Origin of the sequence: Citricoccus sp. CH26A, from assembly GCF_000224415.1 — a bacterium.
In the GTDB taxonomy this organism is placed as follows: Bacteria; Actinomycetota; Actinomycetes; order Actinomycetales; family Micrococcaceae; genus Citricoccus.
In genome coordinates this window covers 70650-94082 of the sequence record NZ_AFXQ01000014.1, presented here as the reverse complement: position 1 = coordinate 94082, position 23433 = coordinate 70650, and the positions used below count along the sequence as shown (strand labels likewise).

The window sequence follows — 23433 nt, the reverse complement described above, 5'->3', positions numbered from 1 at the left end:
GGGCGGGAACCACGAACCTGGGCGAGATCATGGCCTCGGACCTGTGGGCCCAGGACCCCGCCTTCACCACCACGGTCGGGCTGCTCATCGCGCTGGCCGCCATGACGAAGTCGGCCCAGTTCCCGTTCCACTCCTGGCTCCCCGACGCGATGGCCGCCGCCACCCCCGTCTCGGCCTACCTGCACGCCGCTGCCGTGGTGAAGGCCGGCATCTTCCTGCTGCTGCGCTTCTCGCCGGTCTTCCACGACGACGTGCTGTGGTCCGTCCTGCTCGTCGTCGTGGGCCTGGTGACCTCGGCCGTGGGCGGCTGGCGGGCACTGCAGCAGCACGACCTGAAGAAGCTGATGGCCTACTCCACGGTCAGCCAGCTGGGACTCATCGTGGCCGCGATCGGCACCGGGACCGAGGCCGGCATCGCCGCCGCCCTGATCCACACCATCGCGCACGCCCTGTTCAAGTCCGGGCTGTTCATGGTGGTCGGAGTCGTGGACCACGCCACCGGAACCCGCGACCTGCGGCGCCTGCCGGTGCTGTACCGGGCGCTGCCGTTCACCTTCGTGGTGACCGTCCTGGGCGCCGGTGCGATGGCGGGCATCCCGCCCCTGCTCGGATTCATCTCCAAGGAGTCCATCTTCACGGCCCTCAACCACTGGGCCGCGGACGGAGGCGCGTCCGGCACGCTCGCCGCCTGGGCGGGCCCGGTCGCGCTGGCCGGCGCGGCCCTCGGCTCGGTGCTCACCTTCGCCTACTGCGCCAAGATCGTCGTCGGCGGCTTCCTGGACCCGGAGAGGCCCGGGCGTCCGGGCCCTGCCGGTCACCATGCGCCGGCCGCCGCGCGGGACCACGGGCGGGATCGCGGACACGGCACGGCCGCGGACGTTCCGGTGCACGCCCCCGGCGGCATCCTGGTGACCGCCACCGCGGTGCCGATCCTCGCCTCCGTCGCGGCGCTCTTCGCCCTGCCGCTGCTGGACGTCGCGGTCGGCGCCGCCACGGACACGGCCCTGCCGGGCGCCGGGGCGGAACCGCACTTCGTGCTCTGGCACGGGATCACCGCCGAACTGCTCACCACCCTCGCGGTCTTCGCCGCCGGCGTGGTGACGGTCCTGCTGCGCCACCGGCTCTGGCCGGCGCTGGAGGACGCGGGTCTGCCGTTTGGCGGTGCCTCGATCATCGAGGCCTGCACCCGGGGCCTGACCGTGGCCGGCCACGCCGTGGCCCGGCTGACCGCCCGGGACGCCGCCGCCTCGCACGCGGCCATGATGGTGGCCTCGCTGGCGGCAGTCGTGGTCCCCGGGGTCCTGCTGCTCAGTGCCCAGGGCAGCCTGCCCCCGCTGCGCGAAGGCCTGAACCAGCCGGTGGACGTGGTGCTGCTCGTCCTGCTCGCGGCCTCGGCGCTCGGCGTGGCGTTCACCCGCTCGCGGCTGGGTGCCACGGTGGCCCTGTCCGCCATCGGCATCCTCATGACGGTCCAGATCCTGGCCCTCGGCGCCCCGGACGTGGCCCTGACGCAGCTGCTCGTGGAGAGCCTGACCATCATCGTCATCATGCTGGTGCTGCAGAAGCTGCCGCGGACCTTCAAGAGCCCCCGGGTCGCCCGGGCGCTGCCGGCCGCGGTCATCGCCGTCGGCGCGGGGCTCGCCACCGGTCTGGCCACCTGGGGGCTGACCGGCCGGCGGGAGAAGTCCGAGGTCGGCACGTACCTGCTGGAGAACGGCCAGGAGATCACCGGCGGGGACAACATCGTCAACGTCATCCTGGTCGAGTTCCGAGCCCTGGACACCCTCGGGGAGCTGGCCGTGCTGGGCATGGCCGGCATCGCGCTGGCCGCCGTGCTCTCCACGGTCCGCAACCGGTACATGGACCCGGACCCGGACAAGGTGGCCCGCGAGGAGTTGACGGCCGGTGAGGAGCAGGACGGCGCCGACCGCCCGGGCGGCCCGGACCTCGGCAGCGACACCGCCCGCCGCGCCATCCTCAGCTCCTGGGGCAACATCAGCCAGCTCCAGCTGATGCTGCGGTTCCTGCTCCCGCTGCTCGCGGTCATCTCCGCCATCCTGTTCCTGCGCGGCCACAACGAGCCCGGGGGTGGCTTCATCGCCGCCCTCGTGGGCTCCGGCATCGTGGGGCTCATTTACGTCTCCACCTCGCGGGACCGGCAGATCGGCGCGCCCCGGGTTCCCATCTACCTGATCGGCGGCGGCGTGGTGCTCGCCGTGAGCACGGGCCTGTGGAACATGGCGTTCACGGGGACCTACATGGAGCCCCAGCACGGGTACGTCCTCGGCCAGCACCTCAGCACGTCCATGGTGTTCGACGCCGGTGTCTACCTGGCCGTCGTCGGGCTCATCCTGCTCGCCTTCAACGTCCTCGGCACCGCGCGCTCGGCCCACCAGCGCCCCGGCGGGGAGGGTGCCCGCGAGCGCGTGGACGAGGCCGTGCTGGGAGAGGTGGACGGGCCGATGGACAACCCGATCGACGGCCTGCTCGCCGCAGACCGGACGGCCGCCACCGACGGAAGGCCCGCGAAACCGGTGAAGCCCACCACCCAGCACATCTCCTCCGGCACCCGTCCCGACGAATGGGGGCGGTGACATGTTGGTCCTCGCCGTGACCGTGGGCGTACTGACCGCTGCGGGCGTGTGGCTGCTGCAGCAGCGGAGCATGGTCCGCGCCATCTTCGGGCTGACCCTGATCTCCCACGCCGTCAACCTGCTGCTCCTGACCACCGGGGTGCCGGGGTGGCGCGTGGAACCGCTGATGTCCACGGCGCAGGCCGCGGACGCCGCGGATCCCCTGCCCCAGGCCTTCGTGCTGACCGCGATCGTCATCTCCATGGCCACCACCATCTTCATGCTGGCCCTGGCCGTGATCGGCCGGGACGACGACCAGGAGAAGGTGCCCGAGACCGGGGAGGAGCACGCATGACCGAACTGATGACCCCCGGATCCCTGCTCGCGCTCTTCGTGGCCGTGCCGCTGCTCTGTGCGGGCCTGTCCGTGATCCTCCGCCAGCGCGTGGTCGACCGGATCCTGCTCGTCGGGGTCCCCGTCCTCGCGATCGCCGGGGCGGTGGCGCTGATGCTGTTCCACCGTGAGGTCCCGGTGCTGGCCAGTGCCATCGGTGCCTACGAGGGCGGCATCGCGATCCCCCTGGTCTCGGACACGCTCACGGCCCTGATGCTGGCCACCACCGGGCTCGCCACGGCAGCCTCCGGCTGGTTCCTGACCCTCACGGGTGAGGCCCGGTTGCGGTTCGTCCCGGCGCTGGCCCTGTTGCTGATGACCGGTGTCAACGGCGCCCTGCTGACGGGTGACCTGTTCAACCTCTTCGTCTTCGTCGAGGTGATGCTGCTGCCGTCCTACGCCCTGATCGCGGTGACCGGGACCTGGCGGCGCCTGGGCCTGGGACGCATGTTCGTCATCGTCAACCTGGTGACCAGCCTGATCCTGCTGATGGGCGTCGGCCTGGTCTACGGATCGGCCGGAGCCGTGAACCTCGCCGCCCTGGCCGGGCGCGCCGCCGAGGACCCCCAGGTCGCCCTGGCGGTGACCGTGGTGCTGCTGGCGCTGGCCATCAAGGCCGGCGTGGTGCCCGTCCACGGCTGGCTGCCCCGGGCCTACCCCGGGACCTCGGCGGGGATCATGGCACTGTTCTCGGCCCTGCACACCAAGGTCGCGCTGTACGCGATCTTCCGCATCTACTTCACGACCTTCGAGCCGGGTTCGCCGTCCGGTGCCGCCGGGGCCGCAATGGCGTCCACGGTCGCGGTGGTGATCGCCGTCGTCGTGCTCGCCACCATGGTGGTGGGCGCCATCGGTTCCCTCGGCGAACAGCGGTTCCGCGGGGTCCTGGCCTTCCAGATGGTCGCCGGGGTGGGGCACATCCTGATCGGTGTGGCCGTGACCTCGCCCGCGGCCGTGGCGGCGGGGCTGTTCTACCTGGTCCACCACGTGGTCACGATGGCCTCGTTGCTGACCACCGTCGGGGCCGTCGAGCACACCTACGGCACCGGGGTGCTGGGCCGGATCTCCGGGGTGATGCACCGGGACCGGCTGGCCGCCGTCCTGGTGGCCCTGGGGCTGCTGTCCCTGGCCGGGCTGCCGCCCACCTCGGGACTGTGGGGCAAGCTGGGGCTGGGCCTGGCCGTGGCGGAGGCCGGTGAGACCGGCCCGGCCGGTGCCTGGCAGACCCCGGTGTTCCTGGGGGCGATCGTGGTCTCGTCCGTGGTCACCCTCGTGGCCCTGCAGCGGCTGTGGGGCTCCAGCTTCGCCGGGGCCCCGCTCCACCGCTACTGGCCGGCCGCCCCCGAGGGGGGACGGGCGAAGGCCCAGACCCTGGAAGGCGAGGTGCGCATCCCGCTGCGCCTGCTGGCCCCCGGGACGATGATGATGGGCGTGTCCATCGTCCTCTTCCTCTTCGCCGGGCTCCTGATGCCCTTCATCGACACCGCGACCGCGGGGCTCTTCGAGACCGGTCCCTACATCGAGGCGGTGCTGCCATGAGAACCGACCAGCCGCGTCACCGCAGCTCCTGGCGGTTCAGCGTCGGGTCCATGATCACCTACGTGGCCTGGCTCATCGGTCAGGTGATCGCCGGGTCGATGACCGTGGCCCGCCGCGCCGTGATCCCCGGCCGGTTCGCGGAGCCGTCCATCGTGGCCTTCCCGCTGCGCTGCACCACCGACCTGGAGGTCACGTGGATGGCCTCCTCCATCACCATCACCCCGGGCACCCTCGTGGTGGGCACCGCCCACGGCACGGACTCGGAACCCGTGACGGTCTTCGTCCACTCGGTCTTCGACGCGGACCGGGAGTCCGTCCACGAGGGTCTGCGGGAGATGGAGGACCGGCTGCTGCGGATGACCCGGGGGCCACGATGGCAGGACCACGCGGAAGGGGACGTTCGATGAGCATCGACTCTGCCTATGACGTGGTGCTCGCCGGGGTGCTCCTGATCCTGGCCGTCGCGATCCTGCTGGGGCTCTACCGGATCTTCACGGCCTCCGCGGCCGCCGAGCGGGCCGTGGTCGGGGACCTGGTGTACTTCGCGGGCATCGGGATCCTGATGATCGTCGGCATCCAGTCCGGGTCCGCGGTCATCCAGGACGCGGCCATGCTCGCGGCGTTCCTGGGCATCCTGGCCACCGTGGCCCTGGCCCGCATCCTGACGAGAGGGGAACGCTAGTGGAGGGGTATCAGATCCTCGCCGCCGTCCTGATCCTGGGGGGCGCGCTGCTGGTGCTGCTCTCGGCCGTGGCCATGGTCCGGGCCCGGGACGCCCTGCAGATGATGAACGTGTTCTCGCCGGCCACGGCGATGGGCCTTCCGCTGATGGCGGCCGGGGTGTTCGCGCACCTGACCGGCCGGGACGGGTTCGACTGGTGGGTCCTGCTGGTCAGCCTCGTCACCATCTTCGCCCTGGTCATCGTGTCCTCGCTGGCCTCCAACACCCTTGCCCGCGCGGTGTACCAGTCCGGTGCTCCCGTGGATCCCCAGACCCACCCCCAGGACCTGGCCGGTTCGGCGCGTACCTCTCCTGACGCCTGAGACGTCGACGATTCACGAGACTGGGCCGCCGGCCTCGGTCCTCCGGATGGCACCCGGCCAGGAGGACCCGGCGATCCAGGCCGCCGCGGCCGTGGAGGTGTCCGACGACGGGATCCCGGACGTCCACCAGCGCTGAGGGGTGGCTCTCGGCGACCGGATGACTCGGGAGCGGCTCAGGGCCGGGGCCACGGCTGGCCGCGCAACTCCTCGAGCCCCTGGTTGAACCGGCGCATCAGGGCCGTGAAGGTGGCGACCTCGTTCTCGGTCCAGTCGGCCGTGGCCGTCCGGAAGGACTCCGCCCGGGCGTCCATCTCCGCGTGGAAGCGGCGCAGGCCCTCGGCGGTAGGGCGGTGCTTGCGGGCGGCCCCACCGTGGGGGTCCGTGATCCGTTCGATCAGCCCGGCCCGCATGGCGGTGGCCACCTGACGGTGCACCGTGGAGATGTCCAGGCCGAAGGCCTCGGCCAGCTCGCCCACGGACATCGGCCCGGACGCCTCCAGCCGGGCGATGAGGACCACGGCGCTGCGGTCCAGGAGCCACTCACGGGCTTTGGCAGGCGCTCCCTGCAGCGCCGAGCGGGTCAGCAGCATCTGCTCGTAGGTGAGGTCGTCGTGGGTGCTGTCGGCCATGGCGGTTCTGGTCCTCTCGTTCCGCATGCTCTTTGCATGATACAAACCGGGTGTACCATTTGCATCATGCAAACTGGTGCGGAGGGGGCCTCCCGGGCCCGTGAAGACGTGGACAGGACGATGGCGGAGCCTGCCGGGGCGGGCCCCACACCGACGGGTCAGAAGCTGATCACGCGCACCTTCGTGCTGGCCTGGCTGGTCAACCTCTCCCAGTACCTGACCTTCTACTTCCTCGTCACCACCATGGCCCTCTACGCGGTGCGGGCCTTCGCCGCCTCGGACGCCGCGGGCGGACTGGCCTCCAGTGCCTTCGTCATCGGCGCCACGGTGGCCCGGCTGTTCACCGGCTACGTGGTGGACCGCCTCGGCCGCCGCCGGGTCATGATGGCCGCCCTGGTCCTCGCGGCGGTCTCCTGCGCGCTGTACTTCGCCGCGGGCTCCTTGGCCCTGCTGGTCGCCGTGCGCGTCCTGCACGGATTCACCTACGCCTTCGCCAGCACCGCGATCATGGCCCTGGCGCAGGCGGCGATCCCGCCGACCCGCCGCGGCGAGGGCACCGGTTACCTCGCCCTGGGCACCACCCTGGCCACGGCGGTGGGTCCGGCCCTGGGCCTGTTCGTGACCGGCACCCTCGACTATGCCGTGCTGTTCGCCGTCGCCCTGGGCTCCACGGTCGTCGGGCTCGTCCTCGCGGTGTTCCTCCAGGACCCCGCGACCACGGCCGCGGGAGAGGGCACGACGCCGGTCCCCGCGGCGCGTCCGCGGTTCTCCCTGGCGGTGGTCGTACATCCAGCGGTGGTGCCGATCGGCATCTTCATGGTGGTGATCGGCCTGTGCTACGGCGGCGTGATGACCTTCCTCAACGCCCTGGCCGAAGAGCGGGACCTGGCCGCCGGGGCCGGGCTGTTCTTCGTGGCCTACGCGGCAGCGATGCTGCTGATGCGGCTGACGCTGGGTACCCTGCAGGATCGCCGTGGCGACAACCCGGTGGTCGCCTTCGGGCTGATGTTCTTCGCTCTCGCCCTGGTGTTACTGGCGGTCTCCACGGAGGACTGGCACGTGGTCGTGGCCGGTGCGCTGACGGGCCTGGGCTACGGCACGCTGATGCCGGCCGCGCAGGCTATCGCCGTCTCGCGGGTGCAGCCGCATCAGTATGGGGCCGGGATATCCACGCTGCTGCTGTTCGCGGACGTGGGCCTGGGCCTGGGGCCGGTGGCCCTGGGCGGGCTGGCCAGCGCGGCCGGCTTCGGCGCCATGTACCTGGTGCTGGCCGGCTTCGTGCTGGTCGCTGCGGCCTGGTATGCCGCCGCCCACGGGCGTTTCGACCACGCCCGGCGGTGATCGCTCCGCGTCACCTGATCCTGCTGGATAGCACCCGGACTGGCCGCTCGAGCCAGTCGGCCTGTGTCAGTGCTGGTCGTCGCGCTGGTTCTCGGGCTTCTGCTCCAGGATGCGGGGCTCGCCGGCGTGCTGGCCCTTGCGTTCGGAGCTGCCGTCCACGAGGTCGGCCAGCTTCGCGGCGGCCTCGGCCAGGGCGCGCAGCCCGCGTCCGGCCTCGCCGCGGCCGCGCTCGGCGGCCTGGCGGATCGTGGCGTCCCGCTCGGTGCGGCTCCCGGTGGTGCGGGTCATGAAGTCGTTGATCTGCTGCGTGACGGATGAGGTCGTGCTCCGCAACTGATCCCACGCGTCGGCGGTGTTCGACCGCGCCGAGACCCCCGACGTCGGCCCGCCCGCCTTCCGGCGGACCGAGACGGGCACGGCGGGCTGGTTCGTGGAGTCGGCGGTGCGGCCTTCTCGAGCAGCGTTCTGGTCCTTGTCCTGATGCTGTGGCTCCGAGGTCATGGGGGTGAGTCTATGGTGCTCTCTTGGCGGCGGCTACAGGCGCAATTCACGACGTGGAACCGGGCCCGTGGGCAACACCCGTTCCCGTCGACTGTTAGCGTTCGATCATCGAAGTCGCTGGTCACATGAGGGTCCGGCGTCTCGTCATCGTTAGGGAGGAGGCGTCCGTGCCTGCTGGGCCCGGTGAGGGATTGTCCGCCATGCCGGTGGGGGTCTATGAGTCGTTGTTGACCGAAGGACTGTCAGACCGGCTGGCGCATTTACAGGACTCCACCTATCGCACGTTGGATGTCCCCGGGGGTGAAGACCCACAACGACTGACCAACCACGTGTCCACTGTCATTCGGCATGCCTTGGAGGCGGAGAGAGACGTCTCCAAGCGCGTTGAATTGGCGCAGCAGATCATCGGTCTCCTGGGTGAGGACTACCGATCTGAATTACCCGATGTTCACAACGGTCTGTCGACGCTGGCAGAGATTCGCCGGGTCGATGATCCGTCGCAAGCGATGATGACCCGACCGGAAGCACCGTTGTCCGACGCAGCGCTTCTGACGAACTCCTCCCATGAACCGAGCCTGGGTGCCGAACTGCGATCCGAAATCGAGACGGCAGACCGGGTTGATCTGTTGTGCGCGTTCGTCAAGTGGCATGGTCTTCGAGTGCTCGAGAGGCAGCTCGGTGACCTGAAGAGACGTGGGGTGCCCTTCCGAGTTATCACGACCACCTACGTGGGAGCAACGGAGCGGCGGGCTCTGGACCGCATCGTGAAGGACTTTGGCGGTGAGGTCCATATCAGCTACGAGACGCAGTCGACAAGGCTGCACGCCAAGGCCTGGATGTTCCACCGGAACAGTGGATTCAGTACTGCGTATGTGGGCTCATCGAATCTTTCCAAGTCCGCCTTATTGGAGGGGTTGGAGTGGAACGTCCGGTTGTCCGCTATCGCCACGCCCGAACTCATGCGAAAGTTCGAGGCAGCCTTCGAAACGTACTGGCAGGATCCATCCTTCGAACCGTATGACCCAGATCGGGACGCTGCACATCTGGACCGAGAGATCAAGAACGGTTCGTTCGCGAGTGAGGGACAGCAGGTTGATCTTGCCGGACTGGATGTTCGCCCTTATCCACATCAAGCGTTGATGCTGGAAGATCTCCAAGCGGAGCGAGCGATCCACCGGCGTCATCGGAACCTCCTTGTTGCAGCAACAGGTACCGGTAAGACAGTCATCGCGGCCCTGGACTATCGGAACCTCCTGACCGAACACCGACAGGATCTGAGACTGTTGTTTGTCGCGCATCGACGAGAGATTCTCGAGCAGGCGTTGCGGACATACAGAAATGTTCTCGCCGACGGTTCCTTCGGGGAGCTCTTCGTGGACGGGCGTCGCCCGACAGGGTGGAACCATGTGTTTGCCAGCGTTCAGTCGTTGACGGCCAAGGGACTTGATTCCTTCGCTGACGACCATTTCGATGTCGTCGTTATTGACGAGTTTCATCACGCTGAGGCCGCCACCTACCGTTCCATCCTCAAGCACTTCCAGCCACGCGAGTTGTTAGGTCTGACCGCCACTCCGGAGCGAGCGGATGGCGTCAATGTCAAGGCGTTCTTCGATAATCGTGTCGCGTCGGAATTGAGACTGTGGGACGCCTTAGACGCCGATATTTTGGTCCCCTTCCACTACTTTGGCGTGTCCGACAATGTTGATGTTTCCGGTATCTCGTGGCGAGCAGGGAAGTACGACCCCCGGGAACTCGAGAACCTCTACACGGGCGATGATGCGCGCGTGCGATTGATCGCGCACCAGCTCATGGACAAAGCGGGTTCGCTGGAAGACATCAAGGCACTGGGGTTCTGTGTCTCCGTTCTTCACGCGCGTTTCATGGCAGATCGATTCAACTCCGCCAATATTCCCTCGGCCGTCGTGACGGGAGAAACGCGAAGTGATGAGCGCAGGAAGGCGCTTGAAGCAATCCGCCGAGGCGAGATCAAGTGCATCTTCACCGTCGACGTCTTCAACGAGGGTCTCGACATCCCTCAGATCAATACGGTTCTCTTTCTCCGCCCGACCCAAAGCGCGACGATTTTCCTCCAGCAGTTGGGGCGTGGTCTTCGGCGCTCGTATGGAAAGGACGTCCTCACGGTCTTGGACTTCATCGGCATGCAACGGAAGGAGTTCCGGTTCGACCAGAAACTGCGAGCGTTGACCGGATCGGGGCGTAAACGCCTTCTTGAGGACATCGGCAAGGACTTCCCGTTCCTTCCTGCCGGTTCCCACATCGTTCTTGACTCCGTCGCTAAGGATGTTGTCATCAGGAACGTCAAGGGGCAGATCGCGATGACTGCGAACCAGCTGGCGCAAGATATTCGAGAGCACGCCAATGGTCGCTCACTGTGGGAGTACCGACTCCATGAATACCTCGAAGAAGCTGGCCGAACTCTCGCAGACGTATACCGCTCAGGCTCGAACGGTCGATCATGGACGACACTCAAAATGCGAGCAGACCATGCAGAACCGAGAGCAGGGGTGACCCCGGCGGAGGTGAGCCAGATTCTGCGTGCCTCATCGCTGCTGCATGTCGATGATCACGAGCGGGCGAAGGCTTACCTGCGCCTGCTCCGCGATGACATACACATCACGGAGTTGACCGGCCGCGACAAGAGCTTCGCCGAAATGCTCTATTTCACCACGATCCATCAAAAGGGACGGTTCGATTCCCTGGACGAGGCCTTCGGATGGGTGCGAACCCAGACGAGGTTTGTGGCGGAAGTCGAGGAGATCTTCGAACATACGCTTTCCTCTACGAGAGTTAATCCGACGCCCACTGCACTGGGAACAATGGTTCCCTTGCTGGCCCACGCTCATTACCGGCGTGAAGAAATCTTGTCGGCACTGGGGATCCGTACCTTCGATTCGTCTCCTGACATGGCTCACGTCAGCGGCGTGGCGTGGTCCAAGAAGTATTCAACAGATGCCCTTCTCATCAATCTAAGGAAGTCCGAACGGGATTTTTCGCCGACGACCATGTACCGCGATTACGCCATCAGCCGGGACCAGTTCCATTGGGAGAGCCAGAACAACACACGAGTTACGTCTTCAACGGGTCGAAGATATGCCACTAAGGAGTCCAACGGGTCGAACACGCTGTTGTTCGTTCGTGAAACGCCCAGCAACGACATTGGAACCGCGCCGTTCGTGTGTTTGGGAACGGCGGATCTCAACTCGTGGCATGGTGAGCGCCCCATGCAAGTCACGTGGGATCTGCATCGAGAGATGCCCCTGGAAGTCTTCAGGGTCGCGAGCGCTGTGGCCTGATCCATCCGTGGACCAGCGATAACTGGAGAGGAAGACTTGTGGATGGTGCGGAACAAACTCACTCCCGGTCGCGTTACTTCAATCCGAGAGCATTCTTCCGCGCGTCCTCAGGAGCCTTGTGACCACGCTCGATTCCCTGCCCCTCACCATCGGCATCCTCGGCGCGGGCCGCGTCGGGACGGCCGTCGCCCGCCAGTCGCTGCAGGCCGGGTACGAGGTGAAGATCGCCACCGCCAAGCCGGCCGAGGAGATCGCGATGATCGCGGACATCATCACCCCGGGCGCTCAGGCCGTGGATGCCGCCGAGGCGGCACAGGCGGACTTGGTCGTTCTCGCCGTTCCCATGCACAAGTTCCGCACCCTGGACGCTGACGCCCTGGCCGGCCGCACCGTCATCGACACCATGAACTACTGGGCCCCCACGGACGGGGAGATCGCCGAGTTCGAGGCCGATCACCGTTCCACCTCCGAGGTCGTCCAGGACTTCCTCGCCGGTTCCTCGCTCGTGAAGACCCTCAACCACATCGGGTACCGGGACCTCGAGACCCTGGCCCGCCCCGCGGGCGATCCGGGCCGCCGTGCGCTGGCACTGGCCGGTAACAGCGACGCCGCCCGGGCCGCCGTCGGGACCTTCCTGGACCGCCTGGGTTACGACCCGGTGGACGCCGGCCCGCTCGCCGCGGGCCGCGCGCTCGAACCGGACACCCCCATCTTCGCCACCACGCACCCGGTGGCACGGCTCAGCGAACTGCTGAGCGAGGCCTGCGCCCTCGCCACCCGCTGAGGGGCACGCCCGCCGGAGACGCCGGCAGCCCGGTCAGGCACCCTCGGTCGCCGGCGGCTTCGGCGCGATGTCCTCCGTGGTGATCGGCATGGTCTCCCACGCGGTGGACAGGTCCGTGCCCTTCAGCGCCCGGCGCTCGCCCTCGGCCAGGTCGTCCAGGCCCAGCGCCCGCCAGAACCCCCGGTGATGCTCGCAGGACAACAAGGCGGTGAGCATCCCCCGGACCGGGGCACGGTCGCGCTGAGCGGTGGCATGGATATACCGGTGGCCGGTGTGCTCGGCGCGCCAGGCGGTGATCTCGGGTCGGCCCAGGACCAGGACCCAGGCGATCAGTTCTGAGGGACCGTCCACGGTGGCGGTCAGGTCGCCGACGACATCCAGCTCGCGACTGAGCTTCATCAGCACCGTCAGTTCGCGGGCATCCTCGGGCGGGTACAACATCGTTCCTCCTCTGCCGGATCTCGGCATGGCACCCGGATATTTCTGTTGGTACCAGTGATTTTCGGCATCGTCATGGAGTTGTCAAGAGTCGACGCCTGCCTATACTGGGCCGCGGACACGGGGTGCGCCGCAGGGCGCTGAGATGACACCCGTGGAACCTGATCTAGTTAGGACTAGCGAAGGGATGTCCGCGTGACTTCTTCTTGCCATACCCACATTCCGCCTGCCCCCGCATCCGTGCCCCGTGTGCTGTCCATCGCCGGCACCGATCCCTCCGGGGGCGCCGGCACCGCCGCGGACCTGAAGTCCATCACCGCCGCCGGTGGTTATGGCATGACCGTGGTGACCACCCTCGTCGCCCAGAACACCCACGGCGTGAGAGACCTCCACGTCCCTCCCACGGACTTCCTGCGCGCCCAGCTGGAGGCCGTCAGCGACGACGTCACCCTGGACGCCGTCAAGACCGGCATGCTCGGCACCACCGCCATCATCGACACCGTGGCCGCCTGGTGCGACGAGCACCCGCCGGCCGTGCTCGTGGTGGACCCGGTCATGATCGCCACCAGCGGTGACCGCCTGCTACAGCCCGAGGCCGAACAGGCCATGATCGAGTTCTGCCGCCGCGCCACCGTGGTCACCCCCAACATCGACGAGCTCGCCGTCCTCACCGGCTCAACCCGCGCCGCCGACGAGGCCGAGGCCCTCGACCAGGCCGCCCGCTGGTCAGCCGCGACCGGCGTGGCCGTGGTGGTCAAGACCGGGCACCTGGACACCCGGCGGGTCACGAACACCTGGGTGCACCCGGACGGTGCGCTGGTCTCCGTGCCGTCCACGCGCATCGACACCACCAGCACCCACGGCACCGGCTGCTCCCTGTCCTCCGCGCTCGCCACCCGGCTGGGCCGCGGGGACACCCCGCATGCCGCGCTGGCCTGGGCCACCGAGTGGCTGCACGAGGCCATCGCCCACGGGGCCGCCCTGCAGGTCGGTTCCGGCCACGGCCCCGTGGACCACGGGCACCGCTCGCGCCGGCTGCAGGCCGCCGCCTCCGCCGCCCCCTGGTTCGCCCACGACGCCGTCCCGCCCGCCCTCGAGTCCCCGCAGGACCTGGGCGCCCCGCCCCAGAACCCCGACGCGCGGGTGCCGGCCGCCGTCGCCCCCGCCGGTCCGTGGACCGCGGCGCTGTGGGCCGCCGGGGCGGAGGTCAACGCCGCCATCGCCGACTCCGGGTTCGTCCGTGCCCTCGTGGACGGCAGCCTGACCCGGCACGCCTTCGAGTTCTACCTCGCCCAGGACGCGCTGTACCTCAACGGGTACTCCCGGGCGATGGCCGCCCTCGCCGCCCGCTCAACCGAGCTGGACGCCCAGGTCTTCTGGTCCGGGGCGGCCCACGGCTGCCTCACCGAGGAGGCCGAACTGCACCGCACCTGGCTCGGCGACCGCCCGGCCCCCGTCTCCGGACCGGTGACGAGCGCCTACACGGACTTCCTGCTGGCCACCGCCCTCGGCGAGGACCGTGCCGTGGGCGTGGCCGGGGTGCTGCCCTGCTTCTGGCTCTACGCCCAGGTGGGGGCGATGCTGCCCGCGGTGCCCGCCGACCACCCCTACGCCGCGTGGCTGGACACCTACCGGGACCCGGGCTTCGTGACCGCCACCGAGACCGCGCTGGCCCACGTGGAGCGCGAGCTCGCCGCGGCCTCCCCGGCCGTTCGCGCCCGGGCCGCCCGCGCCTACCTGACCGCCTGCCGGCACGAGCTCGAGTTCTTCGACCAGGCCCTGCGCCTCGACCCGGGCGAGTACGGGGGACGGGCCGAGACCCCCGTGCAGCCCCGCATCCAGGCTCCCACCATGGCGCGCACCGAGGCCCCCGCCGCCGCACTCGCCGGGAGCGTCCGGTGACGGGCGCGACCACGGCGCAGTCCGCCGTCGGGACCCAGACCACCACCAGGACCTCCACCGGGACTCCGAATGAGACCCTGCCCCCGGCGGGACGGGCCGCGCTGCGCGCCGGGGTGGTGGGCAACTGGATCGACAACATCCACGTCTTCCTGCCGCTGACCGCACTCGCCCCGGCCATGCTCGTGCTCGCCGGGCCGGCCGCCGCCGCGTCCACCGGGGCGCTGATCGTCATCGCGATGCTGCTGGGCCGGCCGATCGGCGGGATCGTGTTCGGGCGCATCTCCGACCGGCTCGGGCGCACCCGCACCACGCGGATCGCGATCGCCGGGACCGCCGCCTGCGCGCTGGCCATCGCCGCCACGCCCACCCACGAGATCCTCGGCGCCGGGACCATCGGCCTGATCCTCGTGCTGCGCTTCCTGTGCGGGATCTTCGTGGCGGGGGAGTACTCCGCGGCGATCCCGCTGGCCATGGAGTGGTCCACCGCAAGGCGCCGCGGGCTGATGAGCGGGCTCATCCTGTCCATGGCCCCGTGGGCACAGGCCACCATCGCGTTCTCCGTGGCCGGACTGCTCGTGCTCCTGGGCCCCGACGCCTACGCGGCCTGGGGCTGGCGGCTGCTCTTCGTCCTCGGCGCCGCGCTGTCCCTGGGGATGCTCGTCTACTACAGTCGCCAGGTCACTGACGCCCCGGTCTTCCACCGCCGCGCCCGGGAGGCCGCCGCCCGGCCCGCCGCCCCGAGGGCCGGACTGCGCGACCTGCTCACCGGCCGGTGGGCGCGGGCCTTCTGGCAGGTGTTCATCCTGATGACCGGGCTGTGGCTGCTGACCAACTCCACGGTGCTGCTGCTCACCGCCCGGCTCGCCGAGGACTCCGGGCTGCCCGCCACCGGGGTGCCCGTGGTCATGGGGATCGCCTCGGTGGCGCAGGCCATCGTCATGGCCCTGGCCGGTCACCTGGCCACGCTCACCGGCCGGCGACGGCTGTTCATCCTGTGGGGAGCGGTCGCCGCACTGGCCGGTCCGCTGGTGTGGTGGGCCGCCCTCACCTCGCCCACCCTCGCCGGCGCGGCCGTCTTTGCCGCGGTGCTGCAGGTCATCACGGTCTCCGCCTACGGACCGGTCTCGGCCTACCTCTCCGAGCGGTTCCCCACCGAGGTCCGCTCCACCGGTTACGGCATGGGCTACAGCCTGTCCCTGGTGCTGCCGGCGCTCTACCCCTTCTGCCTGCCGCTCATCGAACCGGTCCTGGGCCGGCACGGCTCCGTGATGGGCATGGTCGCGCTCGGCGGGGCCCTCGTGGTGCTCGGCGCGGCGCTCGGCCCGCGGCTGGCACCGCGGGACATCGAGGGGGACATCGACGACGTCGCCGCCGGGATGGTGCCCGACGCCGCGGTGGGGGCCACCCGGGGAGGGTTCCGGTGACCGGGGCACGGGCCGACGTTCAGCCCGCCGCCGACCGGGCCCTGGACCCCGTCACCACGACGGGCGTGCCTCCGGCCGCCGATCCGGACCTCGCACCGGTCGCGGACGTCCTGGCCGCGGTGCGCGCCGGCCGGCCGCTGGTGCACTGCCTCACCGCGACCGTCTCCATGGCCCTCGTCGCCGACGGCCTGCTGGCCGCCGGGGCCCGCCCGATGATGACCGAGACCCTCGCAGAGGCCCCCACCGTGTCGAGGGCGGCCGACGCGTTGGCCGTGAACCTCGGCACCTTGAGCACGGACGCCATGGAGGGCATCCCCGCCACGGTGGCCGTCGCCGTCGCAGACGGGCGCCCCTGGGTGCTCGACCCCACCGCGATCGGCATCGCGCCGGTGCGGACGCCGCTGGCCCGCGAGCTGCTGGACTCCCGGCCGACCGTGGTGCGGGGCAACGCCTCCGAGGTGCTCGCCCTGGCCGGGGCGGGCGCCGGCGGGCGCGGGGCCGACTCGGTGGCCGGGCCGGACGCGGCGGTGGACGCCGCGATGTCGACCGCGCTCAGGACCCGAGGCGCCGTCGCCGTCTCGGGTGCCGTGGACCTCGTGCTCGACGCCCGTCGGCAGGCGCGCCTGGAACGCGGCACCGAGTTGCTCACCCGGGTCACCGGCACCGGCTGCCTGCTCGGGGCCCTGACGGCCGCCTGCACCGCGGTCGAACCGGACCCCTTCCGCGCCGCGCTCGCCGCGACCACCTGGCTGAACCTGGCCGGTGAGGTCGCGGCCGGGCGGGCCGCCGGGCCGGGGTCGTTCCGGATGCACCTGCTGGACGCGCTCGACGAGGTGGGACGGTGACCGGGGGAGCGGCCGGACGGCTCGGCCCGCGGGTGACCCTCCCGGGCCGACACCGCACGCCGACCGACGGGACCCACGCACCGCCGGACCTGCGCTGCTACCTGGTCACTTCCGGCACTGGCCGGCGCACCGTGGAGGTGGCGGCCGCGGCGGCGGACGCCGGGGCCGGCGTCGTGCAGGTCCGGGCCAAGCAGGCCACCGCCGCCGAACTGCTGGAGCTGACCTGCGCCGTCGCCGAGGCCGTGCACGCGGTCCGGCCGGTCACGCGCGTGCTGGTGGACGACCGGGCCGACGTGGCCTTCGCCGCGCGTGCCCGCGGGGCGGCCGTCCACGGGGTGCACCTGGGTCAGGACGACCTGCCGGTCACCGAGGCCCGGGCGCTGCTGGGCCCGGACGCCGTCATCGGGCTGACCACCGGGACCCCGGACCTGGTCCGCGCGGCGGAGCGGCTGCGCGGGGTGATCGACTACGTGGGGGCCGGGCCCTTCCGTCCGACCCCCACCAAGGACTCCGGCCGGGACCCGATCGGGGTGGACGGGTACCACGGGCTGGTCGCGGCCACGTCGCTGCCGATCGTGGCGATCGGGGGTGTCGAGCCGCGGGACGTGCCGGAGCTCGCCCGGACGGGAGTGGCCGGCGTCGCGCTGGTGCGCGCGATCATGGATGCCGCGGACCCGGGCGCCGTGGTGGGTCAGGTGCTGGCCGGCATGGACACCGGCCAGCACCACCGAGGAGGCGCTGAACCGGTCAGGGTCAATCGACCGGGTACCGGGTGTCGTTGAGCACGGTGAACTGACTGTCGAAGGGCATGCCCCCGTCGGTAAACAAGGCCAATGCTCGCAAGTACCGCAAGTCCACAGCCCTCACCGCCCATAAGGAGTTCCCGGGTCGGTCTCACTGGACCTGCGGTGAACCCGGTTGGGAGGCCGTCGCCGACCACGCCCTGGACTGGGCCCTCGCCCACATCACCGCTCAAACCCGCCAGCCACCCACAATTCCGTGACCGAAGCCGAGATGTATGTCAGGCTCCTGAATGGGCACGTCCCCACCGCAATGGAATCCGGGGAGAGACATGCCCCCTCCGACCGCCCTGCACCTGACAGAACGGTCCGCCCCGGTGATGCACCGGCGCCTCGTCTAGAACCAGAACCGCGCCCGATAGACCGCTGGGCACCCGCAGTCTGAGGTCAACGCAAGTGGGGGGTTCTGAACACTTCTGTCCACCCAACACCATGTCGTCGTGCAGGTGTGCAGATCAGGTCCACCCAGTTGGACACCCTCAGGGGTTCACGCCGAACCGATCCTCAAGGCGAGCGTGTGACCAGTTCGCCGCCTTGTGCTCAGCGACGTCCGCCTCGTGTTGTCTGATCCCGAACTTCACCGGCCTGCTGGAGCCCGGGGTGTCCATTCCGGTCAGACTCGAGACGTGGATCGTCGCCGCCAAATCGGCGGATCTGCCGAGCGCAGAACGCCGCTTTACAGGCACAGAGGATGTCCGCTCGTGCTCGGGCGTCTGCAGTGTTTTTTTCAGGGGACCCCTATCCCGACCTAGCTGGCAGCTATTCCGACCCAACTGGCAGCGGATGTTCTCGACCCGTTGCGACGGTTCCCAGGCGCTGGGGACAGACCATCCACGGGTTTGGATGAGATGGCTAAAGATGCTGTTTTCACCCCCACTACAGTGAGGCGCGTCACGCATCAATGAAAGGCGGCAGCATGGCGCTCCGAACCTCTCCTGTACAGGCCGTTTCGCAGGCTGCTCCACAGGCCCCGGCCGGACCGGGACTGAAGAAGGTCCTGAACCGTTGGGACACCTTGGCGATTGGCGTGGGCGCCATGATCGGATTCGGCTGGGTGGTGCTCACCGGCGACTGGATCACCACCGCCGGCCCCCTGGGCGCCGCGGCCGCCATGGCCATCGGCGGAGGGATCATGGCCGTGGTGGGTCTGACCTACTCGGAGCTGGTGGCCGCGATGCCCCGAGCTGGAGGAGAGCACAATTACCTGCTGCGGGCCATGGGGGCCCGGTGGTCCTTCATCGGCTCATGGGCAATCACCGGGGGATACATCACCATTGTCGCCTTCGAGGCCGTGGCTCTGCCCAAGACCGCGCTCTACCTGTTCCCAGAACTCAACCAGGTGTTCTTGTGGGAGATAGCCGGCTCCGAGGTCTACCTCACGTGGGCGCTGGTCGGTGTGGTCGCCGCCGTCGTCATCACGACGATCAACATCCTTGGCGTGAAACTGGCCGGCGTTGTCCAGACGTTTGTCGTCATCTTCCTCTTCGCCATCGGTGCCCTGCACCTGCTCGGTGCCGTCACCAACGGGGAACCGGCCAACTTCGAGCCACTGGTATCCAATGGGGTTGCTGGCTTCTTCGGGGTACTGATCGTGGTCCCTTTCATGTTCGTCGGTTTCGACGTCATCCCGCAGGCTGCCGAGGAATGCGACCTTCCCCCGCGGCGCATCGGCCGCTACGTGGTGATTGCCGTGCTGATCGCCGCGGCCTGGTACGTGATGGTCATCCTCACGACCGCGTCCGGCCTGTCCGTGGGCCAGCTCGCCACGAGTGACCTCGCCACGGCCGACGCCATGGGGGCACTCTTCGGCTCCCAGATGATGGCCAACCTGCTGATCGCCGGGGGCATCGCCGGCATCCTGACCTCCTGGAACTCCCTGCTCATGGGGGCCTCGCGCTTGCTCTACGCAATGGCAGAATCCGGCATGTTGCCGCAGTGGTTCGCCCGTCTACACCCCCGCTACGGCACGCCGGTGAACGCGCTGCTCTTCATCGGGGCCCTGTCCGTCCTGGCACCGTTCTTCGGGTCGGCCATGTTGGGGTGGCTCGTGGACTCCGGATCGCCCAGCATCGTCCTTGCTTACCTGCTGGTCGGTGTGGCTTTCATCATCCTGCGACGCCGGGAACCGGATATGGAACGGCCGTTGCGTGTGGGCGGCCGCGGTAACTTCGGCGTGGCCATTGGCGGTGCCTCAGTGCTCCTGTGCGCAGGACTGTTGAGTCTCTACCTGCCCGGGATGCCAGCCGGGCTGGGGCCGACACCGTGGATCCTGTTCGGCCTGTGGTGGGTGCTCGGCGCCTTCTTCCTCTTCAGGGTTCCCCGGGGGATTACTCCCGGTCCTGATGCGGAGCACGACTTACTCGCACGCATCGCATCCCGCCGCGGTTAGGACTACGGTCGGGGGAGCGCGACCATCGATCGAACCGCGGTAGTCAGATTCTCGGCGTCGGGAGCGGAGACATATTCGGCGGGCACCGGATGTCGACATTCGGTGCCCGCCCCAGGCGGAAGATACACCCCAGTGCGGGTGCAAGGCGGGGGTGGGGACATCCGCCGGGGTCCGGTACTTCAAATGTGCGATAGCCCGCCAAGTGCGTCGCGATGACGGCGGGCCGCTGACCTCACTCTGCGCGCCCGTTCGCATGAGCGAAGAGGAAGCAAGCGGTCCCGGCGGGAAGACGCTGGTGGACATCTCCCGGTGAGTGCCTCCCCGCACGCTCGGTGGGACATCGGTCTACCGGATTGGCGGAAACTCGCACTGGAGCACGGCCCGGGTGTGGAGGCTCCCGCCCGCACTCGTGCTCCGTCGTGAAGGCCCCTCTAGTGCCCGAGTGGGTCTTCATGGGTTGCGTTGGCCACTGGCGGCGCCGGTGGCAACCTGCTCGTGGCGTAGCTGCCGGAGCATGCAGGCGGATGCCATTCAAAGGTGCAGCAGACCGAGCCTCGCACGCCGTGGTGAGCGAATGCTCGGCGCGAAAATTGCCTCGCTCGGGGCCTCGAGGCCTAAGAGTCAGGGCCACGCTGTAAGGGATGCGGGTGGATCGACTCCGGCGCGCACAGGGTGCGATCCGAGCATGCGGAAGAACCACCCCTACGGTGTCCAGCCATTGGATGGAGGGCACAACCGTACTCGGCTCCTTGGATCTTTCCTCCAAGTATGAGTGTGAGCGAGGCCATACCGTGGCTGTGTGCCCATTCCGGGATCTCGATCAAAGGTAGGTCAATGACGACAGATATTGCGTTCTCTCCCGTTCGGGATATCCCGATTCATCAACCGGGTCCGCTGACCGATGCTCGGGCCCAGCTTGCGGCCGCGGTGGCTACCCTGGGGTATGACGAGGGGTTATACGGATTGTTATCACAGCCTCGGCGGGAGATGTCAGTGAGCATCCCGCTGCGCCGCGATGACGGGACCGTGGAGGTCCTGACCGGTCACCGGGTCCAGCACAACTTCTCCCGTGGCCCGGCAAAGGGCGGGTTGCGGTTCGCTCCTAATGTGGATCTAGACGAGGTCCGGGCTTTGGCGATGTGGATGACCTGGAAATGCGCCTTGCTCGATGTTCCCTACGGTGGGGCCAAGGGTGGCATCCGGATCGATCCGCGCGGTTACTCTCAGGCAGAACTCGAACGCGTCACCCGGCGCTACACCAGCGAAATCCTGCCGATCATCGGGCCGGACAAGGACATCCCCGCTCCGGACGTCGGTACTGATGAACGCACCATGGCGTGGATGATGGATGCCTATTCGGTGTCCTCGGGGTACACCGTGCCCGGAGTCGTTACCGGCAAGCCGGTCAGCCTCGGAGGTTCATTAGGGCGGTCTACGGCCACTTCGGCCGGGGTCGTCCACATCGCTCTGGCCGCCCTGCGGCACCTTGGGTTGCGCCCCTCGACCACGACCGCGGCCGTGCAGGGCTTCGGCAAGGTCGGTGCGGGGACCGCACAGTTCCTGGCCGAGGCGGGGGTCAAAGTTGTCGCTGTCTCAGACCAGTACGGTGCCATCCACCACGCGGACGGCATCGACGTGAGGGCCCTGCAATCCCACGTGGCCGTCACCGGATCCGTGGTCGACTTCGCCGGGGCGGACGCACTGCCCGCCGCAGCACTATTGGCCCTCGAGGTTGATTTGCTGGTGCCCGCGGCCGTCGAGGGGGTCCTGCACGAAGGAAATGCTGCCAGTGTGGCGGCCAAGGTGGTCGTGGAAGGTGCCAACGGGCCCACCACCGGTGCCGCGGACCAGATCCTGGCGGACCAGGGGGTGTTGGTCGTTCCAGATATCTTGGCCAACGCCGGTGGGGTGATCGTCTCTTACTTCGAATGGGTGCAGTCCAACCAGGCCTACTGGTGGTCCGCAGCCGAGGTGAATGAGGGATTGGAACGCCGGATGCTCGCGGCCTGGAACCACCTGTTGGAGGTATCCGCCGCTCGGGGCTTGAGCCTTCGCGAGGCAGCCACGGTTACTGCCGTTGAGCGTGTGGCCGACGCCCACCGCACCCGCGGTCTCTACCCCTGATCCACCCGTGCCGTTCCTGGCCAATCCCGTGGGCCGGCGGGATGACACCAGAGAACAAGCCGACCGCCGACCCTGTCGGCTTGATTGAGTCGACACCCCTTCTGCGAAAGGTTTTTGATGACCACCCTGCCATTGAAGAACGTGCCTGGCCCGGACGGACAGCGACCGCTGGACGGGGTCTTGGTCGCCGATTTCTCCCGCGTCCTCGCCGGGCCGCTGTGCACCATGACCCTGGCCGACCTCGGGGCGCGCGTGATCAAGGTCGAGCGCCCCGGAACCGGTGACGACACCCGCAGTTGGGGACCGCCATGGTCCGCCACCGGTGCCACGTATTTCGAGTCCGTGAACCGGAACAAAGAATCCGTGTGCCTGGACCTGACGGATCCCCAAGACCTGGCCTTGGGCCGGGAACTGGCGCTGCGCGCCGATGTGTTGGTGGAGAACTTCAAGCCCGGCGGGCTTGAGCGGCTGGGGCTGGGTTATGCGGAACTCTCGGTCGAGAACCCGGGTCTGGTATATGCCTCCATCTCCGGGTTTGGGGCCGCTGGCGGCCGGGAGATCCCCGGGTACGACTTCATCGTGCAGGCCCTGGGCGGGCTGATGAGCATCACCGGTGAGGCCGACGGGTCACCCTATAAGGCAGGTGTTGCCCTGGTGGACGTGCTCACGGCCAAGGACGCCACCGTCGCCGTGTTGGCTGCGCTGCGGGCCCGGGAGCACACCGGGCGCGGCAGTCACGTTGAGGTGAACCTGCTGTCCAGCCTGCAGGGCGCCCTGGCGAATCAGGGGCAGGCCTACCTTGGAGCGGGCACGGTGCCCGGGCGGATGGGCAATGCCCACCCCTCGATCGTGCCCTACCAGCTGCTGGAGTGCGGTGACGGGCCCCTGGCCGTGGCTTGCGGCAATGACGGGCAGTTCGCCCGCCTGGCCCAGGAACTGGGGGCACCGGAGCTGTCGAGCGACCCGCGGTTCGCCACCAACAGTGCCCGCGTGGAACACCGGGAGATCCTGATACCGCTGCTGGAGCGCTTGCTCGCCGCTGCACCCTCACGCGAGTGGCAGCAACGGCTCACCCGTGTCGGGGTGCCCGCCGGGCGGGTCGCTGGTATCGACGAGGGGATCGACTACGCGCAATCCCTGGGCCTGGAGCCCACCATCGTGGTCCACGATGTCCAGGGAAACGATGTCGGCCGGCAGATCCGTCATCCGGCGACCTGGAATCCACCGCTGGCCCCGCGCACCCAAGCCCCGCCCAGCCTGGGCGAGCACACCGAGCACGTGGTGGCGTGGCTGCGGGAGGGCCGCAATGTTGATGTAGACGGTTTGGCCTCCCTGGAACTCCCATAACGGGGCCCCGGCATGCCGTGCTGACCCACCGCAGTCCAAGCGGGTC

At 68.9% G+C, this 23433-nt stretch carries 19 protein-coding genes and 1 riboswitch; of the genes, 16 read left to right on the top strand and 3 right to left on the bottom strand.

Features of this window, described 5'->3' with window-relative positions; all coding sequences use genetic code 11:
* The 6 genes from mbhE to CITRI_RS0110015 form a co-directional block, all read left to right on the top strand.
* Nucleotides 1–2594: hydrogen gas-evolving membrane-bound hydrogenase subunit E (mbhE, locus tag CITRI_RS17280; protein WP_010144656.1), on the top strand; the 2594-nt coding region annotated here is incomplete at its 5' end.
* Between the two features lie 4 nt (nucleotides 2595–2598).
* Nucleotides 2599–2928, top strand: a complete 330-nt coding sequence (locus CITRI_RS0110035; protein WP_029139211.1) for a sodium:proton antiporter — start codon at nucleotides 2599–2601, stop codon at nucleotides 2926–2928.
* Nucleotides 2925–4505, top strand: coding sequence for a proton-conducting transporter membrane subunit (locus CITRI_RS0110030; protein WP_010144653.1), 1581 nt, complete (start codon nucleotides 2925–2927; stop codon nucleotides 4503–4505). The genes CITRI_RS0110035 and CITRI_RS0110030 overlap by 4 nt, the downstream gene beginning before the upstream one ends.
* Nucleotides 4502–4912, top strand: a complete 411-nt coding sequence (locus CITRI_RS0110025) for a Na+/H+ antiporter subunit E (protein WP_010144652.1) — start codon at nucleotides 4502–4504, stop codon at nucleotides 4910–4912. Before CITRI_RS0110030 ends, CITRI_RS0110025 begins: the two co-directional genes overlap by 4 nt.
* Nucleotides 4909–5187 carry a monovalent cation/H+ antiporter complex subunit F gene (locus CITRI_RS0110020; RefSeq protein WP_010144651.1) on the top strand — a complete coding sequence of 93 codons (279 nt, stop codon included), beginning with the start codon at nucleotides 4909–4911 and terminating at the stop codon, nucleotides 5185–5187. The genes CITRI_RS0110025 and CITRI_RS0110020 overlap by 4 nt, the downstream gene beginning before the upstream one ends.
* Complete coding sequence (locus CITRI_RS0110015; protein WP_010144650.1) at nucleotides 5187–5549, top strand: monovalent cation/H(+) antiporter subunit G; 363 nt, start codon at nucleotides 5187–5189, stop codon at nucleotides 5547–5549. Before CITRI_RS0110020 ends, CITRI_RS0110015 begins: the two co-directional genes overlap by 1 nt.
* Nucleotides 5550–5722: 173 nt before the next feature.
* Here the strand turns inward: CITRI_RS0110015 and CITRI_RS0110005 are convergent, their stop codons facing one another.
* A complete protein-coding gene (locus CITRI_RS0110005; RefSeq protein ID WP_010144649.1) occupies nucleotides 5723–6178 on the bottom strand; it encodes a MarR family winged helix-turn-helix transcriptional regulator in 456 nt (151 codons plus the stop codon).
* 66 nt (nucleotides 6179–6244) lie between these two features.
* Here CITRI_RS0110005 and CITRI_RS0110000 point away from each other — a divergent pair, with 66 nt between their 5' ends.
* Nucleotides 6245–7519 (top strand): MFS transporter, encoded by a 1275-nt coding sequence (locus CITRI_RS0110000; protein ID WP_202798440.1) that lies wholly within the window; start codon nucleotides 6245–6247, stop codon nucleotides 7517–7519.
* Nucleotides 7520–7585: 66 nt separating this feature from the next.
* Here CITRI_RS0110000 and CITRI_RS0109995 read toward each other — a convergent pair whose 3' ends face one another.
* Complete coding sequence (locus tag CITRI_RS0109995) at nucleotides 7586–8020, bottom strand: hypothetical protein (protein ID WP_010144647.1); 435 nt, start codon at nucleotides 8018–8020, stop codon at nucleotides 7586–7588.
* Nucleotides 8021–8220: 200 nt separating this feature from the next.
* Here CITRI_RS0109995 and CITRI_RS0109990 point away from each other — a divergent pair, with 200 nt between their 5' ends.
* Both CITRI_RS0109990 and CITRI_RS0109985 read left to right on the top strand, forming a co-directional pair.
* Nucleotides 8221–11334 (top strand): DEAD/DEAH box helicase, encoded by a 3114-nt coding sequence (locus CITRI_RS0109990; RefSeq protein WP_029139209.1) that lies wholly within the window; start codon nucleotides 8221–8223, stop codon nucleotides 11332–11334.
* Between the two features lie 118 nt (nucleotides 11335–11452).
* Nucleotides 11453–12118: an NADPH-dependent F420 reductase gene (locus tag CITRI_RS0109985; protein WP_010144645.1), complete on the top strand. Its 666-nt coding sequence runs from the start codon at nucleotides 11453–11455 to the stop codon at nucleotides 12116–12118.
* Nucleotides 12119–12151: 33 nt separating this feature from the next.
* Here CITRI_RS0109985 and CITRI_RS0109980 read toward each other — a convergent pair whose 3' ends face one another.
* On the bottom strand, nucleotides 12152–12559 hold the full coding sequence (locus CITRI_RS0109980) for a hypothetical protein (protein WP_010144644.1): 408 nt from the start codon (nucleotides 12557–12559) through the stop codon (nucleotides 12152–12154).
* Between the two features lie 108 nt (nucleotides 12560–12667).
* Nucleotides 12668–12761: riboswitch (TPP riboswitch) on the top strand.
* A gap of 35 nt (nucleotides 12762–12796) precedes the next feature.
* Here CITRI_RS0109980 and CITRI_RS0109975 point away from each other — a divergent pair.
* From CITRI_RS0109975 to CITRI_RS0109945, 7 genes are all read left to right on the top strand, one after another.
* Nucleotides 12797–14458, top strand: a complete 1662-nt coding sequence (locus tag CITRI_RS0109975; protein WP_237709039.1) for a bifunctional hydroxymethylpyrimidine kinase/phosphomethylpyrimidine kinase — start codon at nucleotides 12797–12799, stop codon at nucleotides 14456–14458.
* On the top strand, nucleotides 14455–15882 hold the full coding sequence (locus CITRI_RS0109970; protein ID WP_010144642.1) for an MFS transporter: 1428 nt from the start codon (nucleotides 14455–14457) through the stop codon (nucleotides 15880–15882). Before CITRI_RS0109975 ends, CITRI_RS0109970 begins: the two co-directional genes overlap by 4 nt.
* A complete protein-coding gene (thiM, locus tag CITRI_RS0109965; RefSeq protein ID WP_010144641.1) occupies nucleotides 15879–16727 on the top strand; it encodes a hydroxyethylthiazole kinase in 849 nt (282 codons plus the stop codon). The genes CITRI_RS0109970 and thiM overlap by 4 nt, the downstream gene beginning before the upstream one ends.
* A complete protein-coding gene (locus CITRI_RS17275) occupies nucleotides 16724–17509 on the top strand; it encodes a thiamine phosphate synthase (protein ID WP_010144640.1) in 786 nt (261 codons plus the stop codon). Before thiM ends, CITRI_RS17275 begins: the two co-directional genes overlap by 4 nt.
* Before the next feature lie 934 nt (nucleotides 17510–18443).
* Complete coding sequence (locus tag CITRI_RS0109955) at nucleotides 18444–19916, top strand: APC family permease (RefSeq protein WP_083843407.1); 1473 nt, start codon at nucleotides 18444–18446, stop codon at nucleotides 19914–19916.
* A gap of 834 nt (nucleotides 19917–20750) precedes the next feature.
* Nucleotides 20751–22040 carry a Glu/Leu/Phe/Val dehydrogenase gene (locus CITRI_RS0109950; protein ID WP_010144637.1) on the top strand — a complete coding sequence of 430 codons (1290 nt, stop codon included), beginning with the start codon at nucleotides 20751–20753 and terminating at the stop codon, nucleotides 22038–22040.
* 117 nt (nucleotides 22041–22157) lie between these two features.
* Nucleotides 22158–23387, top strand: coding sequence for a CaiB/BaiF CoA-transferase family protein (locus CITRI_RS0109945; RefSeq protein ID WP_010144636.1), 1230 nt, complete (start codon nucleotides 22158–22160; stop codon nucleotides 23385–23387).
* Nucleotides 23388–23433 lie beyond the last annotated feature (46 nt).